Source organism: Brachybacterium sp. JB7, assembly GCF_003335205.1.
Classification (GTDB): Bacteria; Actinomycetota; Actinomycetes; order Actinomycetales; family Dermabacteraceae; genus Brachybacterium; species Brachybacterium alimentarium.
Genome location: NZ_QPGN01000009.1, coordinates 103,070 through 118,388, shown reverse-complemented (window position 1 = coordinate 118,388; position 15,319 = coordinate 103,070). Strand labels below are relative to the sequence as shown.

13 protein-coding genes are annotated in these 15,319 nt (G+C 70.2%); 6 read left to right on the top strand and 7 right to left on the bottom strand.

Annotation, left to right across the window (positions count from 1 at the left end):
- Positions 1–331: 331 nt before the first annotated feature.
- From CIK81_RS12195 to sucC, 3 genes are all read right to left on the bottom strand, one after another.
- The gene (locus CIK81_RS12195) at positions 332–1,051 is read right to left on the bottom strand and encodes a metal-dependent transcriptional regulator (RefSeq protein ID WP_096163959.1); all 720 of its coding nucleotides are present in this window, start codon (positions 1,049–1,051) and stop codon (positions 332–334) included.
- A 287-nt stretch (positions 1,052–1,338) separates the two neighbouring features.
- The gene (sucD, locus tag CIK81_RS12190; RefSeq protein ID WP_096163958.1) at positions 1,339–2,229 is read right to left on the bottom strand and encodes a succinate--CoA ligase subunit alpha; all 891 of its coding nucleotides are present in this window, start codon (positions 2,227–2,229) and stop codon (positions 1,339–1,341) included.
- A 12-nt stretch (positions 2,230–2,241) separates the two neighbouring features.
- Positions 2,242–3,411: an ADP-forming succinate--CoA ligase subunit beta gene (gene sucC, locus CIK81_RS12185; RefSeq protein ID WP_096163957.1), complete on the bottom strand. Its 1,170-nt coding sequence runs from the start codon at positions 3,409–3,411 to the stop codon at positions 2,242–2,244.
- 197 nt (positions 3,412–3,608) lie between these two features.
- On the opposite strand from sucC, the gene CIK81_RS12180 reads away from it, so the two are divergent.
- The 4 genes from CIK81_RS12180 to CIK81_RS12165 all read left to right on the top strand — a co-directional run bounded on the left by CIK81_RS12180 (position 3,609) and on the right by CIK81_RS12165 (position 8,700).
- Positions 3,609–3,911: a hypothetical protein gene (locus tag CIK81_RS12180; RefSeq protein ID WP_114305515.1), complete on the top strand. Its 303-nt coding sequence runs from the start codon at positions 3,609–3,611 to the stop codon at positions 3,909–3,911.
- A 14-nt stretch (positions 3,912–3,925) separates the two neighbouring features.
- A complete protein-coding gene (locus tag CIK81_RS12175) occupies positions 3,926–4,609 on the top strand; it encodes a hypothetical protein (protein ID WP_181861464.1) in 684 nt (227 codons plus the stop codon).
- Between the two features lie 87 nt (positions 4,610–4,696).
- The gene (locus CIK81_RS12170) at positions 4,697–7,621 is read left to right on the top strand and encodes a multicopper oxidase domain-containing protein (protein WP_338022860.1); all 2,925 of its coding nucleotides are present in this window, start codon (positions 4,697–4,699) and stop codon (positions 7,619–7,621) included.
- Positions 7,622–7,647: 26 nt separating this feature from the next.
- Positions 7,648–8,700, top strand: a complete 1,053-nt coding sequence (locus tag CIK81_RS12165; RefSeq protein WP_114355761.1) for a GNAT family N-acetyltransferase — start codon at positions 7,648–7,650, stop codon at positions 8,698–8,700.
- Here the strand turns inward: CIK81_RS12165 and CIK81_RS12160 are convergent.
- Positions 8,697–11,576 carry a UvrD-helicase domain-containing protein gene (locus CIK81_RS12160; RefSeq protein ID WP_096163954.1) on the bottom strand — a complete coding sequence of 960 codons (2,880 nt, stop codon included), beginning with the start codon at positions 11,574–11,576 and terminating at the stop codon, positions 8,697–8,699. The genes CIK81_RS12165 and CIK81_RS12160 overlap by 4 nt on opposite strands.
- Before the next feature lie 108 nt (positions 11,577–11,684).
- Positions 11,685–12,029, bottom strand: coding sequence for a hypothetical protein (locus CIK81_RS12155; RefSeq protein ID WP_114355760.1), 345 nt, complete (start codon positions 12,027–12,029; stop codon positions 11,685–11,687).
- A gap of 60 nt (positions 12,030–12,089) precedes the next feature.
- Between CIK81_RS12155 and CIK81_RS12150 the strand changes: the two genes are divergently transcribed.
- A complete protein-coding gene (locus tag CIK81_RS12150) occupies positions 12,090–13,304 on the top strand; it encodes a lysylphosphatidylglycerol synthase domain-containing protein (RefSeq protein WP_241964145.1) in 1,215 nt (404 codons plus the stop codon).
- 172 nt (positions 13,305–13,476) lie between these two features.
- On the opposite strand, the gene CIK81_RS12145 is transcribed toward CIK81_RS12150, so the two are convergent.
- Together CIK81_RS12145 and CIK81_RS12140 are read right to left on the bottom strand one after the other, a co-directional pair.
- Positions 13,477–14,499, bottom strand: a complete 1,023-nt coding sequence (locus CIK81_RS12145; RefSeq protein ID WP_096163952.1) for an alpha/beta hydrolase — start codon at positions 14,497–14,499, stop codon at positions 13,477–13,479.
- Entirely contained in the window at positions 14,496–14,660 is a 165-nt protein-coding gene (locus CIK81_RS12140; RefSeq protein ID WP_369406892.1) for a BldC family transcriptional regulator, read from the bottom strand. Before CIK81_RS12140 ends, CIK81_RS12145 begins: the two co-directional genes overlap by 4 nt.
- A 424-nt stretch (positions 14,661–15,084) precedes the next feature.
- On the opposite strand from CIK81_RS12140, the gene CIK81_RS12135 reads away from it, so the two are divergent.
- Complete coding sequence (locus CIK81_RS12135) at positions 15,085–15,282, top strand: DUF3073 domain-containing protein (protein WP_096163950.1); 198 nt, start codon at positions 15,085–15,087, stop codon at positions 15,280–15,282.
- Positions 15,283–15,319: the final 37 nt, after the last annotated feature.

Here is a 15,319-nt window from a genome sequence, read left to right as displayed (position 1 = left end):
CTCGCCACCGCCCGCAGCGGCATCGGCACCCCCTACGTCTACGGCGGCACCTCGAGCTCCGGCGGAGGCGCGCCCGGCGCGGACGGCAGGCGTCACCGTGCGCATGGCGCGGCGGTGAGTGTTGTTCGCAGTCTTCGACACGTTTCGGCTCCCAGCCCCAGGCATCAGCCCCGCGCTTCGCAGCTCTTCCCTACTCCGTATCCGGTGCGCGGTGGGGCTCTCCAGACGGAATGCCGCGGCTCGGACGCCTCGGCACGTGTACGACCTTAGGGGCTGGAACCTCGCCTCGTCGCCCTGACAGAAAGGTCTGGGGAAGAGTTTGACGGAGCCTTTACCCAGCGACCGTCGGCGTCACATGGAGTTGGCCGGCGACGACCTCGGAGACCGCGACCTCTCCGCCGACGGGGCCGCGCAGGACCACCGTCCCGGCAAGCCTCTCGGCCTGCACGTCGGCGCCAGGAACAATGCCCTGACGTGCAAGTTCTCCAAGCAGTTCGACGTCGCTCTGAACCCGCTCGCCGATCCTGCGCAGGCAGACCTCGACCGTCTGGCCGTCCTCGACGGCGTCGATCAGCTCTCGGGTCGCCGAAGCAGAGTCTTTACCGTCCTCGGTGGTGCCCGTCTCGCTGATGCCGAGCGCCGACAGGCCCGGGATCGGGTTCCCGTAGGGGTCGACGTAGGGCGGCTGGAGCTTCTCCGCGAGGCGTCGCTCCACCTCGAGGCTCATCACGTGCTCCCAGCGGCACGCCTCCTCGTGGACCAGGGCGTAGTCCAGCCCGATCACATCGAGCAGATGGCGCTCGGCCAGGCGATGCTTGCGCATCACGTCGACCGCGACGTCGGTGCCCTGCTGGGTCAGTCGGATACGGCGCTGATCATCGAGGTGCAGAAGACCGTCGCGCTCCATGCGGGCGACGGTCTGGGAGACCGTCGGGCCCGAATGCCCCAGCCGCTCCGCGATCCGGGCGCGCATCGGTGCGACCCCCGCCTCATGGAGCTCGAACACCGTCTTCAGGTACATCTCGGTGGTGTCGATGAGATCTCCGCTCACGGGGTCCCCTCCTCAGTAGGCATATGGCAGCTCGGGACAGCTTAGTCCGAGACACGGACGTTCCGCTCCGAGATCGCGGCAACGAGCCCGGTCGGTCGCCGCAGGATGCGTCCCGATCACGTGCAGCCCGTCCTCCCACGGTGGTCCCTCCCCGAGAGATCCCCGTGGGACGGATGCTTCTGGAGGGAGGCCGGACACGGCAGTGCCCCGGATCCGTGGGGGGGGGATCCGGGGCACTGCTCGTCGGGCTGCTCGGCCTCAGCCGATCCGACGTCGAGCGTGACCGCTCAGGCCAGGCCCTTGACGATCTCGCGCATCAGGTCAGCGGTCTCGGTCGGGGTCTTGCCGACCTTGACCCCGGCGGCCTCGAGGGCCTCCTTCTTCGCCTGGGCGGTGCCCGCGGAGCCGGAGACGATGGCGCCGGCGTGGCCCATGGTCTTGCCCTCGGGGGCGGTGAAGCCCGCGACGTAGCCGACGACGGGCTTCGTCATGTTGTCCTTGATGTACGCCGCGGCGCGCTCCTCGGCGTCGCCGCCGATCTCGCCGATCATCACGACGCCGACGGTCTCGGGATCCGCCTCGAACGCCGCGAGGGCATCGATGTGGGTGGTGCCGATGACCGGGTCGCCGCCGATGCCGATGGCGGTGGTGAAGCCGATGTCGGCCAGCTCGTACATCATCTGGTACGTCAGCGTGCCGGACTTGGAGACCAGACCCAGCTTGCCGGTGCCGGTGATGTTCGACGGGGTGATGCCCGCGTTCGAGACGCCCGGGGTGATCACGCCGGGGCAGTTCGGCCCGATGATGCGGGTGGTGCCCTTGCCCTGGGCGTAGTTGAAGAACTCGGCGGAGTCCTTGACCGGGATGCCCTCGGTGATGATCACCAGGAGCTCGATCGCCGCGTCGATGGCCTCGAGCGCGGCGTCCTTGGCGAACTTCGGCGGCACGAAGACCACCGAGACGTTCGCGCCGGTGGCCTCGATGGCCTCGGCGACGGAGCCGAAGACGGGCACCTCGGTGCCGCCCTCGAAGGCGACGGACTGGCCCGCCTTGCGGGGGTTGACGCCACCGACGATGTTCGTGCCGGAGTCGAGCATGCGCTGGGAGTGCTTCATGCCCTCCGAGCCCGTCATGCCCTGGACGATGACCTTGCTGTTCTCATCGAGAAAGATAGACATGTCGGGTCCTGCTCACTTTCCTGCGGCGGCGAGCTCGGCAACCTTCGCGGCGCCGCCGTCCATGGTGTCGGCCTGGGTGACGAGAGGGTGGGCGAAATCGGCGAGGATCTGGCGACCCTCCTCGACGTTGTTGCCGTCGAGGCGCACCACGAGGGGCTTCGTGGCGGCGTCGCCGAGCTTCTTCAGGGCGCCGACGATGCCGTTGGCGACCGCGTCGCACGCGGTGATGCCGCCGAAGACGTTCACGAACACTGCGCTGACCTGCTCGTCACCGAGGATCACGTCGAGACCGTTGGCCATCACCTCTGCCGAGGCGCCACCGCCGATGTCCAGGAAGTTCGCCGGCTTCACGCCGTGGGACTCCCCCGCGTAGGCGACCACGTCGAGCGTGGACATGACCAGGCCTGCACCGTTGCCGATGATGCCGACCTCGCCGTCGAGCTTCACGTAGTTGAGGTCCAGGGCCTTGGCCTTGGTCTCCAGCGGGTCCTCGGAGGCGGTGTCCACGAGGGCTGCGTGGTCCTCGTGGCGGAAGCCCGCGTTCTCGTCGAGGGTGACCTTGCCGTCGAGCGCGATGATCTCGCCGGAGCCGGTCTTCACCAGCGGGTTGACCTCGACCAGCGAGGCGTCCTCCTCGCGGTAGACGTCCCACAGCTTCTGGAGCACGGGGGCGACCTTCGCGCCGGTCTCGGCGTCGAACTTCGCCGCCTCGACGATCTCCTTGGCCTTGGCCTCGTCGATGCCGACGTTGGGATCGACGGCCACACGGGCGAGGGCCTCGGGCCGCTCGACGGCGAGCTGCTCGATCTCCATGCCCCCCTCGACGGAGCACATGGCGAGGTAGTTGCGGTTGGCCCGGTCCAGCAGCAGCGAGAAGTAGTACTCCTCGGCGATGTCGGCACCGGCGGCGACCATCACGCGGTGCACGGTGTGCCCCTTGATGTCCATACCGAGGATCTCGGAGGCCTTCTGCTCCGCCTCCTCGGAGGACTTGGCGACCTTCACGCCACCGGCCTTGCCGCGGCCACCGGTCTTCACCTGGGCCTTGACGACGACGACCGGGGTGCCGAGCTTCTCGGCACCGGCCTTGGCAGTGGCAGGATCCTCCGCGACTACTCCTCCGAGCACGGGAACACCGTGCTTCTCGAAGAGATCGCGGGCCTGGTATTCATACAGGTCCACGGGGTTGCATTCCTCTCGGTATCGGCAGAGGGCGGCTGGCCGTCGCGGCCACGATGCCACCCCTGGGAACGCTCTCAGCGTATCCCTTCCTGAACAGGTCATGGCACACGGCGGCCAGGGTGCGCCCAGTCTCACGTCCCGGGGCCGGACGTGGGCCATCCCACGCCCCGTTCAGCTCGCACGGATAGCATGGACGGATGAGTCGACGATCCCGCAGCCTGGCCACGCGCGTGCGTGAGCATCTTGGATTCAGCGTCGTCGCGATCGGTGTCCTGTTCATCGTGCTGCGACTGCTGGGGGTGCGCTCCACCTTCGCGGGCTTCGCGCTGTCGGTCGGGATCACGCTCGCCCTGAACGTCGGCCTCTCGTACTACAACGACCGCCGTGCCCGGAACCCCCGGCCGCAGCAGGCCGCCCCGCGAGGCGGCGGGGACATCCGCTGGCGCGAGGACGACAGTGGGGACCGCCCCGTGACCCGTCGTCCGCGCGACGACCGCTGAGTCGAGGAGACGCCATGGCCGATTGGAAGACGTACGCGAAGGCTGCCCGGAACACGGCGCGCAAGCAGGCCCCCGGAGCACGCGATGCCGCGCAGCGCACCACCGCGCGGGCGAGCGGATATGCCCGAGCCGCCGGCCGCGCCCTGGATGAAGGGCTCCGCGACCGTGACCCCGACGCCGCGCCGCGCCCGGACGACGGGCCACGCGATGACGTCCGGCGCGATGCCCCGCGACACGACGCACGACGGGACGACACCCGACGTGAGGCGTCGTCCCCTCCCACGGCCACTCGCGAGGAGGCCCCCGGAGCACGGGAGGCAGCCTCTCCCGACGCGGCGGCCCCCCGGAACAGCTCCCGGTCGTTCCGCGACGACGCGAAGATCTACGCGGCCGTCGCCGGCCGCACCGCACAGCGCGCCGGGAAGCAGGCGCGTGAGGCGGGCATCGGCGGGCGCATCGGCCGGGCCGTCCGCGACGCGCTCCTCATCGGCGTCTCCCTCCTGGTGATCTGGGGCGTGCTGTACGCCGCCGGGCTCCCGATCCCGTTCGGCGCCGTGATCATCGCGGTGGTGATCATCGTCCTCATCGCTCTCGCCGGCGGTCTCTACGCCCAGTTCGCGCGCGACCGGAAGGGCGCGACCGCGCAGTCGGAGTCAGAGTCAGAGGCGGAGGCGGAGCAGCACCCGTCCGAGAACTGAGGGCGGACCGGGCGGTGCGCACCAGCCGCTCGGCGTCCAGGGACCTCCGCCCCGCCACGGCACCGCGCCTGGTCGTAGTCTGGAAAAGTGCCTGAGCTCTCCTCCGCCCCCTCCCCCTCCGCACGTCCGGAGCGCCCCGCCCCGAGCCGTCGGTCCTGGCATCGCCGGGCCGCCCGACCAGTCACCTGGTGGATGCTCGCGCTGATCGTGGTGGTCCTCGTCCACCCCTGGATCCCCCAATCGCGCTGGCTCATGGTGCACATGGTGACCCTCGGTCTGATCACCACCTCGATCATGGTGTGGGGTCAGCACTTCACCGAGGCTCTGCTGAAGACCCGTCTCGGGGACGAGACCCGCGCCCGACAGGTCACGCGAATCCGCCTGCTGACCGCGGGCATCGTGGTGACCATCGCCGGCATGCTCCCCTCCTGGCCATGGCTGGTGCTGCTGGGCGCGCTGATGGTCTCCGCCGCGCTCGTCTGGTACGCGATCGCGCTGGGTCTGCAGGTCAAGGCCGCGCTCGCACCGCGATTCGTCTTCACCGTGAAGGCCTACATCGCCGCCGCATCCCTGCTGCCGCTCGGTGCCGTGCTCGGGTCGCTGCTCGCCTTCGAGGCCGGGGAGCCCTGGCAGGGCCGGCTGCTGCTGGCTCACCAGATCCTCAACGTCCTGGGGTTCGTGGGGATCACTGTGACCGGCACGCTCCTGACGCTGTGGCCCACGGTGCTGCGCACCCGCATCGATCTCCCTGTGGCGCGCCGGGCCGCACACGGCACGACCGGGATGCTGATCGGCGTGCTGGGTGCTGTCGTCGGGGCGCTGCTGGGCTCGCCGATGGTCGGCGTGATCTTCCTGCTCGCCTACGCGGCGTCCTTCGGCTGGGTCGTCACGACGCTGGTGCGGCTCAGCATCCAGTCGGCCCGGCAGGAGCGGACGGTCCCTCTCCCACGGTTCCCCCTGCTCTCGATCGCCGCCGGGGTGGCCTGGTTCGCCGTGGCCCAGCTGGGGCTGCTGACGCTGTGGTGGCGTCATGCTGACTCCCCGCTGTCCAGCTCCCTGCTCGCCGCGGACGTCCAGCAGCTCACCGCGCCCTTCGTCGCCGGTTTCCTGCTGCAGGTGCTGCTCGGGGCGATGAGCTACCTCCTGCCGGTGACGATGGGCGGTGGGCCCCGGGCACTGAAGGGCTCGCTCGGCATGATGAGCCGCTTCGCGACGGCCCGCGTCGTCGCCTACAACCTGGTGGTGGCGCTGGTCGTGCTCGCCGGTGCCGACGGCACCGTCGCGGACGGCGTGTTCTCGATGCTGACCCTGGGCACTGCGCAGATCGCCGACGTCGGTTCCTGGACCCGCATCCTGCTGTCCCTGCTGGGCTTCGTGGTGCTGGTGAGCTTCCTGGTGCTGATGATGCTCGCGGTGCGCGCGAGCGTGCGACTGCGCCGCGAATCGCTGCCGACCCCGGGGATCGGTGCACCGAGCGCCTCAACGCCTCCGGCGTCGCCAGCGGCCCCGGCACCCTCAGCGACCCCAGCAACCCCGGCAACCCCAGCAACGTCAGCCTCGTCAGCCTCGTCAGCCTCGTCGAAGCCTCCGGCGTCCCCGGCAGAGCGCACCGTGAACCGTCGTGCCCTGTCCGGTGTGCTCGTCGGCATCGGCTCCGTGCTCGGCGTCACGGCCCTCGGCACCTCGCTGGACCGCTCTCTCGGAACGAGAGCCGGCGGCGACGACGGAGCAGGCGTCTCCCCCGCAGGGTCCGTCACGCCCACCGGCGAGACCACCACGATCGCCGTGAGCATGGCGGAGATGCGGTTCTCCCCCGACGTGCTCGAGGTGCCCGCGGGGGATTCCCTCGTGATCGAGCTGAGCAATGACGACGAGCAGGACGTGCATGACCTGGTGCTCGCCTCGGGCGTCTCCTCCGGTCGGCTGCGCCCCGGGGAGTCGACGACCGTGGATGCCGGAGTGATCGAGCACGATCTGGACGGCTGGTGCTCGATCGCCGGCCACCGCGCGATGGGCATGACCCTGCAGGTCGTCACCGGTGAGCGCGGCTCGGAGCATGACCACGCGGCGAACATGACCGGTGCGGACGAGCTGGCCCGCATCCCCCTGGACCTCCAGTCGGCTCCCGGCGCGGAGCACACGCTGTACGACGCCCGCCTCCCCGAGAGCAGCGGTCCCGAGCAGCGCCTCACGCTGGAGGCGGTCGATGTCCCCGCCGAGATCGCCCCCGGTCTGGTCATGGATGCCATGACCTATGCGGGCACGGTCGTGGGGCCGGTGATCCGCTCCGAGCTCGGCGCCCGCCTCACCGTGGATCTCGTCAACCACGGCGCGATGGGACACTCCCTGGACCTCCACGCCGGCCAGGTCGCCCCCGATCAGGCGATGCGCACGATCGCTCCGGGCGAGAGCCTGGAGTACGCGATCACCACCGACCATGCCGGCGCATGGCTGTACCACTGCTCCACGATGCCGATGAGCGTGCACGTCTCCGCCGGCATGCTCGGCGCGCTGATCGTGCCGCCCGCAGGTCTCGCCGCAGCGGACCGCGAATACGTGCTCGTGCAGTCCGAGCACTACCTGGTCCCTCCGGGCGCCCCCGGAGCCGCGGAGACGATGCACGAGGGCGCGCTGCCGGTGAGCTCGGCGAAGATCGCCGCGGAGCAGCCCGATGCCACGGTCTTCAACGGTCACGCCACGCAGTACCTGGACGCACCGCTCGTGGCGAAGGTCGGCGAGCGGGTGCGCGTGTGGGTGGTGGCGGGAGGACCCTCACGAGGAGTGTCCTTCCACGTCGTCGGCGCCGTGTTCGACACCGTGTTCAAGGAAGGTGAGTACCTGCTGGCCCCGGAGAACGAGAACGCCGGAGGCGCCCAGGTGCTGGACCTCGCCTCTGCCCAGGGTGGCTTCGTGGAGATGGTCTTCGAGGAGCCCGGCACCTACACCGCCGTCAACCACTCCATGGTCGAGATGGAGCGCGGAGCGCGGGCGCTGATCACCGTCACCGATTGACGGATGCGCCCACCTAGACTCCGGCCATGGCCTTCACCGTTCGCCCGCTGACCACCGACGATGCGGACGCCGTGCACGCCCTTCTGCGCCGCTCCTCCGACTGCCGCCGAGAGATGAGGCGCCGCGATGCGACGATCGAGGACGGTCTCGGCCTGCTCGGCCCCTGCGTCCCGCTTGAGGGGTCCGGGGCGAGGTGCACGCACGGCCTGCTCGACGCGGAGGGCACGCTGCGCGGGATCTGCGAGACGGTCTCCCACTGGCCCGCGCCGGGAACAGCCCACCTCTCCCTGCTGCTGGTGGACGGTTCGGCCCGGGGCCGCGGGCTGGGACGGCTCCTGCACGACAGCGTGGTCGCCCAGCTGCGGGCCGACGGGGTACGGCGCCTGCGCACCGACACGCTCACGGCCGCTTCCCCAGGCGTCCCGAGCACCGCGGAGACCGAAGAGACTGAAGAGACTGAAGAGACTGAAGAGACTGAAGAGACTGAGGGTCCCCGAGAGCGGGACCCCGTCGGCTTCTGGGAGCACCTCGGATATAGGCCGACGGGCGCACCCCTCGCCGCCCTCGACAGATCGGTCGAGCACCCCGCACGGACCTTCCTCCGCGAGCTGGTGCCGGTCGTCCCGGAGCCACGCGCCGGTCTGCATCATCTGGAGCTGTGGACCGCTGCCCTCGCAGTCACCGCGCCGAGCTGGCACTGGATGCTCACCACGCTGGGCTGGACGGCGGAGCCGGTCCCGGGCTGGGACACCGGGAGGATCTGGCGTCACGACGACGGGTCCTACCTCGTGCTCGAGCAGTCCCCCGACACGCTGGGACGGCGCTCCGAGCGACGCGGCCCCGGGATGAACCATGTCGCGTTCACCGTGAGATCCCGCGCAGAGCTCGACGCCCTGCGCGCCGAGGCCCCGGCACACGGCTGGACCGAGCTCTTCAGCGGTGCGTACCCGCACGCCGGCGGGCCGGACCACACCGCCTGGTACGGCGAGGACCCGGAGGGCATCGAGGTCGAGCTGGTGGCAGCGGTCGTGCCGGCAGCTGCCCCGGACGGTGCGGCCGAGGACTCCTCGCGGAGCTAGAGCTTCGTCATCGGCGCGTAGCGCAGCAGCAGGCGCTTGGTGCCGTGGGGCGGTTTGAACTGCACCTCGATCTGGGTCTTCTCGCCCTGGCCGGAGACCTCGGTGACCGAGCCCATCCCGAACGTGTCGTGGGTGACACGGTCGCCGACGGCGAGCTGAGGCATCTGCGCCGCGGAGACCGGCTTGCGCCCCGAACCGAGGCTGGGACGCTTCACATCGCTGCGTCCGCCGCCGAGTCCTCCGCTGAAGGACGGGCCGCGCTGGTCGCCCGCGGAACGGAATCCACCGCCGTAGCTGCTCGACCCGGAGCCGCCGAAGCCGGCACCGCTCAGCGAGGACCCGGCCCGGGCGACGTCGAGCACGCCCTCGGGGATCTCGTCGAGGAACCGGCTGCCCGGCATGAACTGGGACTGTCCCCAGGTGGATCGCATCTGGGCGCGTGTGAGATAGAGCCGCTCGCGGGCACGGGTGATGCCCACGTAGGCCAGACGCCGTTCCTCCTCGAGCTCGTCGGGATCCCCCAGCGTGCGGTTGTGGGGGAAGGTGCCGTCCTCCATCCCGGTGAGGAAGACGACCGGGAACTCCAGGCCCTTCGCGGTGTGCAGGGTCATCAGGGTGACGAACTGGTCCTCGGAGCCGGGGATCTGATCGGCGTCGGCCACCAGGGCGACCTTCTCCAAGAAGCGGTCCACCAGCGAGGCCTCAGGGTCGTCCGGGGCGTTCAACGCTGCATCCGGCGCAACGTCGGCTCCCGGTGCGACGTCGGCTCCCGGTGCGACGTCGGCTCCCGGCCGGGCCTCCGCGTCCGGCTGCGCAGCTGCAGTCCCGTCCGCCTCCGCAGTGACCGCGATGCCCGCCGCTGCGGCAGGCTCCGTGACTGTCGCGGCGGCGTCCTCGTCCTCGTCCTCGGAGAGGGCTTCGAACTCGCTGGCCGCGGCGTCGGCGGCCTCCGTCTGCGCTTCGAACTCCGCGGCGACGCTGATCAGCTCGGCGAGGTTCTCCAAGCGCGATTCGTCCTGCGGGTCATCGCTCCCCTGCAGCTCGGCGTAGTAGCCGGAGCGCTGCAGGATCGCCTCGACCAGTTCTGCCGGGCCGTCGCCCCGCTCGGCCATGTCCTGGAGGTCCTCGAGCATCGCCACGAAGCTGCGCACCGCGTTCAGCGAACGGGTCGCGATTCCGGGAGCCTCCTCGGCCCGCCGCAGCGCCTCTCCGAAGCTGATCCGGTCGCGCTCGGCGAGCATCGCGATCGCCGCCTCCGCACGGTCGCCGATACCGCGCTTGGGGACGTTGAGGATCCTGCGCAGATTGATCTCGTCGGCCGGATTGGCAAGAACCCGCAGGTAGGCCATTGCATCCTTGATCTCACGGCGCTCATAGAAGCGCGTGCCGCCGACCACGCGATACGGCAGGCCCACCCGGATCAGCTGGTCCTCCAGGGCACGCGACTGCGCATTGGCGCGATAGAAGATCGCGATGTCCCCGGCGGAACGGCCGTCGTCGACCAGCGCGTCGATCTGGCGCCCGATGTAGCGGGCCTCGGCCTGCTCGTCGTCAGCCACGTAGAGGGTGATCCTGTCGCCCTCACCGTGGTCGGTCCACAGGTTCTTCTTGCGCCGGCCCTGGTTCTCCTCGATCACCGCGTTGGCCGCGGAGAGGATGTTCTGGGTGGAGCGATAGTTCTGCTCGAGCACGATCGTGCGCGCGGAGGGGAAGTCCTTCTCGAACTCGACGATGTTGCGGATCGTCGCACCGCGGAACGCGTAGATCGACTGGTCGGAGTCGCCCACCACGGTGAGGTCGGCGCGCGGGTCCTCCCCCACCAGCTCGCGGACCAGCTGGTACTGGGCGGTGTTGGTGTCCTGGTACTCGTCCACCAGGAGGTGTCGGAAGCGGCGACGGTAGCCCTCGCGGATCCCCGGGTTCTCCCGCAGCAGCGTCACCGTCAGCCCGATGAGATCGTCGAAGTCCACCGCGTTGGCCTGCCGCAGCCGCTCGGTGTAGTTCGTGTAGATCCGCGCGAGCGTGCGTTCGAAGGGGTTCTTCGCGCTCTCGGCCTGGTCGGCGAAGTCGATCGGATCAGTGAGATCGTTCTTCAAGGAGGAGATCCGCGAGGCCAGGGCGCGCGGCGCGTGCTTCTTGGTGTCCAGCTCGAGATCCTTGGCGATCGTCGTGATCAGGCGCAACGAATCGGCGCTGTCGTAGATCGTGAAGGAGCTCTTGAGCCCGGCGGCCTTGGCGTCGCGCCGCAGGATCCTCACGCAGGCGCTGTGGAAGGTCGAGACCCACATGCTGCGAGCGACGGGGCCCACCAGTTCCTCGACGCGCTCACGCATCTCGGCGGCGGCCTTGTTGGTGAAGGTGATCGCGAGGATCTCCCCGGCCATCGCCTCCCCGGAACGCATCAGGTGCGCGATGCGACGGGTCAGCACACGGGTCTTGCCGGAGCCGGCGCCCGCGACGATCAGCAGCGGGCTGCCGCGGTGCTCGACGGCCTGCAGCTGAGCGGGGTTCAGGCCGTCGGCGAGCTCGGACAGGATCGCCGGATCCACTCTGCGTGGCATCCAGGGTCCGGGCGTCACGGACTCGCGGTCTGCGAGCTCTGCAGGGTGCGGACCGTCCCCGAGAGGCTGCGCGTCGCGGCGCAGAGGCGCTTCGTCGAACGGCGGCTCGTCCTCGTAAGGAGGCTCGTCCTCGTAGGGCGGTTCCTCCTCAGGAGGCGGCTCCTCCTCGGTGAGCTGTCCAGTGAAGCTCCCTCCCCGGGACAGCGCATCGCGCCCGTCGGCCCCGTCGTGCTGCGAGGTCGACGGGGTCACCTTCACACCGTCGAGGCGGCGGAAGGAGTCCGGCAGGGAGAGATCGTCGAAGAGTGAGCTCATGAGGTCTCCAGGATAGGCACGGGACCCGACAGCGCGTGCGCCGCCAGGTCCGGTGTGGACGGCGGGACGTCGGTGGAGGATCGATGGATCCGCACGATCCGAGGAGGGTCAGGCGCCGATGCGGAACACCGCGACGATCACGTTGAGCACGATCGCGGTCGGGATGCCGAACCAGACGAGGGAAGGGGTCTCCTCGCGGCGGCTGATCGCCACGACGGAGCAGATCGCCGCGATCGCCGCGAACAGCAGCTTCAGGGCGAACCACAGATGACCGGTGCCACCGGTGGCCATGGACAGCCCCATCATCACGATGCCGATCACGAGGGCGGTGGCGGACGCGTGGGCGATCGCCTTGTTCGGCTGCCGGGTGCCGGCGGCGGCGACCCACAGCCCGAGCGCCACGGCCCAGGAGAGCAGGTGGAGGACGACGAGAACCGAGAGCACGAAGGACATGCCTCCACGATACGGGGACGCACCTGAGAGCTGCCCTCCCCCACATGCGAGAATCGCCGCATGTCAGCGGCATCCGACGGCTCCCCCGACTTCCCACGCGCGGCCGGCTCGTCCGGCTCGTCCGGTGCATCCGGCCCCGAGGGATCCGAGGGCTCCGCGGAGCGCGACGGCACCGCGGGTTTCGAGGAGCGCCACGACACTGCGGGTTCCGTCGGCTCCGTCGGGTCGGCCGTCCCCTGGGTGCCTGCAGACCTCGACCTCGCCGAACGCCCAGGCATCCCCGCCTCGAAGATCGTGCTCGGCGCCCTGTCGCTCGTACTGGTGCTCGTGGTGCTGATCTGGGCGCTGCCCTGGGCGACCGGCGCGAGCTGGGCGCAGATCTTCGGCACGCTCGCCGGGGCTCCCGTCTGGGCCGTGCCCGCGGTGACGCTGCTCGGGGCCGCCGCCCTCGTGCTCGAGACGGTCACCGTGCGCACTGCCGTGACCGGGTCCCGCTATTCCTCCGCTCTGCTCGGGCACACCGCGTCTGCCGGACTGGGTCTCGCCCTGCCCGGCGGGTCCGTGCTGGGTCTCGGGTTGATGGGGTGGATCCTGCGCCGCGCGGGCCTCACGATCCCGGTGATCCTCACCGGGATCATCGCCGCCTCGCTGGTCGAGATGGTGACCACCTCGATCCTCGTCCCCCTCCTGGGACTGGGCGCCTACGCCGTGAGCTCGACGCTCGGCATCACCGGCCTGTCCCTGCCCGGCGCGCTCTGGGCCGCCCTGATCGCCGTGCTGGGTGCCATGGTCGCCCTCGCCCTCCTCGTGGTCGTGCTGCGGCGGGGATCCCTGGCCGGGATCCTCGGACGGCTGGACGGCCTGGTGCCCGCGCACGTCGCCGCCGGGATCCTCACCCAGCGCAACGCCCTGGTGGAGATGCTGCGTCAGCGGCCGCTCATGCTGCTGCTCCCCACGCTCGCCGCACGGGCTCTGCAATGGACGGCGCTGCTGCTGGCGATCCACGCCGTCGGTGCCGACGTCCCACTGCTGCTCACGGTGGCCGTGTTCGCGCTGGGACGGGTGATCTCGCTGGTCCCGATCACCCCCGGCGGGGCCGGCATCGCCGAGACCGTCGGTGCTGCCGCCCTGGTGGCCCTGGGGGTCGGAGCGGCCGACGCCGCCGCCGCGATGCTCCTGATGCTGGTGACGACGCTGGTGGTGCCGCTCGTGGCCGGTGCCGTCAGCACCGCGATCGCCTTCACGCTCCCGGCCGTCCCCCGCCGAGGAGCCTGACCGCCGCGAGAGCTGACTTCGGCCGGATCCTGCCCCGCCGGGCCACGGAGCGCCCGAGCCAGGATCCCCCTCGTCGTCATACTCAGGCGTGTGGATCCGTCGGGTGCACGCGGAGAGCGGCGGAGAGCGCGAGCGAGGACTGCGAGGATTCCTCGGCGCTCGTCGTCGGCGGTCAGGGACCGATCGACTCCAACCAGTCATCGAGGATGTGCACGGAGCGGGCACGCGCGTCGGCGTCCGAGAGGAAGACATCGTGGCGAGCTCCCTCGATCGCCTCGATGCGCACCTGCGGGCCCAACCTGCTGGCGGCCGCAGCAAGGCTCCGCACATCGAGCACGGAGTCCGCCCGACGCATGCCCTCGGTGAAGCGCGTGCCGATCCTGGTGCGGGTCGAGTGCAGCACGAGGACGGGGATCGTGAGCGGGCCGGCCGCCCGCAGGCGACGCTGCCCGTCCATCACGGCGGCGAAGGTATCCGCCGGGAAAGGGTGTCCCCGAGGCGGTTTGAGCGAGAGGTCGTAGTCGTACCGGCCGCCGAAGTCGCGGTGGGTGGTGCGGGCGTAGTGCGTCGAGCCGGGCGGGAGTATCGGCCGTGCCCGCAGCCGCTCCGCGAGCAGGCGGACGGGCCTCGACGCGACAGTGCGTGTGCCCGGCCCCAGGTGCATCTCGAGCCAGGGGGAGTTCAGCGCCAGCCCACGGACCGTCCCGGGTCGGCGCTGCGCCCAGAGCGCGGCGATCAGGCCACCGGCGGAGTGGGCCAGCAGGATCGGCGGCCGGTCACGGCCGATGATGCGCAGCGCCTGTCCGATCTCCTGGTCGTATCTGCTGAGGTGGTCCACCGACGTGGGCGTCTGGCCCGGCAGCAGGCTGCGACCGTGCTTGCGCAGGTCCAACGCCCAGACGTCATGCCCCCGCGCTCCGAGATGCTCGAGCAGGCCGCGATCGAAGACGTAGTCCGACCAGCCGTGAAGGACCAGTACGGGAGGAAGCTCCTCTCCCGAGCGTCCCGTTCGGGCGCCACCCTCGGTGTTCGTCTCCTCGTGATCGGACCGCGCCCGATCGTCCCCGGACCGCTCCCGGCTGTCGTCGGACCGGTCCCGGTGGATGAGGGTGGCGACCACCGGCCCTTCGGCGTCGGACCCCAGCTCGAGCCGGATCGCCGAATACCCCTCGCCGAGGACCGTGTCCGAGCTCACTCGTCGTCGGTGCTGTTCCGCAGCAGGTCGATGACCTCGTCGCGACGGTAGCGGCGATGGCCGCCGAGGGTGCGCATGTAGGTCAGCTTCCCGGCCTGTGCCCAGCGTGTCACGGTCTTGGGGTCGACGTGGAACATCTTGGCGACCTGCGCCGGGGTCATCAGCTCGGCGCCGGGCGGCACGCCGGTGTCGGCGCTCTCACGCTCGGGGTCCGGAGATCCGTTCATGTGCTTGCGGCCTTTCGGAGCTGGAGGTCCAGGAGAGCGCGCCGGATGGAGTGGCGCGGTGCTCCTCCGCGGCCGCGGACACGGCCTACTGACGAGTCACGTCCCAGAAACATACGACGCGAAGTGTCAAAAGCCTAGACGGTCACCGGGCGGCACTGGTAAACATCTGGCCTGGGTCGGCCCAAGATCGAGGTCGTTCCTCTCCACCGGCCCGACGCCCATGAAGGGATGTCGGGCACGTCCGGGTGCCCGGGGTTCGCCGGAAGCGAGACCTTGCATGTACTCTTGGGTTCCGAATCAATGCCATCTTCCGGGTCGACAAGAACACCCGGCAGCCGACGCACAGGGGGTCAGATCCATGGGTCGCGGCCGACAGAAAGCCAAGCACACCAAGGTGGCACGGGACCTGAAGTACTACAGCCCGCCGACGGACCTGACCGCGCTGCAACGAGAGCTGCAGTCTCAGCGGAGCGAGTCGTCTGCCGACGGCGAGGACCTGGCCGAGAACAACGACGACTGGGCTGACGAGGACGCACCGTCCGCCCATCGTCGCTGAGGACGCACCCGCAGCTGCAGCATCCTCCGGACAGTAC

Coding starts and splice junctions, on each gene's coding strand:
- sucD (WP_096163958.1), bottom strand. CDS start 2,229: ATGTCTATCTTTCTCGATGAGAACAGCAAGGTCATCGTCCAGGGCATG.
- CIK81_RS12180 (WP_114305515.1), top strand. CDS start 3,609: ATGAGTCGACGATCCCGCAGCCTGGCCACGCGCGTGCGTGAGCATCTT.
- CIK81_RS12175 (WP_181861464.1), top strand. CDS start 3,926: ATGGCCGATTGGAAGACGTACGCGAAGGCTGCCCGGAACACGGCGCGC.
- CIK81_RS12165 (WP_114355761.1), top strand. CDS start 7,648: ATGGCCTTCACCGTTCGCCCGCTGACCACCGACGATGCGGACGCCGTG.
- CIK81_RS12160 (WP_096163954.1), bottom strand. CDS start 11,576: ATGAGCTCACTCTTCGACGATCTCTCCCTGCCGGACTCCTTCCGCCGC.
- CIK81_RS12155 (WP_114355760.1), bottom strand. CDS start 12,029: ATGTCCTTCGTGCTCTCGGTTCTCGTCGTCCTCCACCTGCTCTCCTGG.
- CIK81_RS12150 (WP_241964145.1), top strand. CDS start 12,090: ATGTCAGCGGCATCCGACGGCTCCCCCGACTTCCCACGCGCGGCCGGC.
- CIK81_RS12140 (WP_369406892.1), bottom strand. CDS start 14,660: ATGACCCCGGCGCAGGTCGCCAAGATGTTCCACGTCGACCCCAAGACC.
- CIK81_RS12135 (WP_096163950.1), top strand. CDS start 15,085: ATGGGTCGCGGCCGACAGAAAGCCAAGCACACCAAGGTGGCACGGGAC.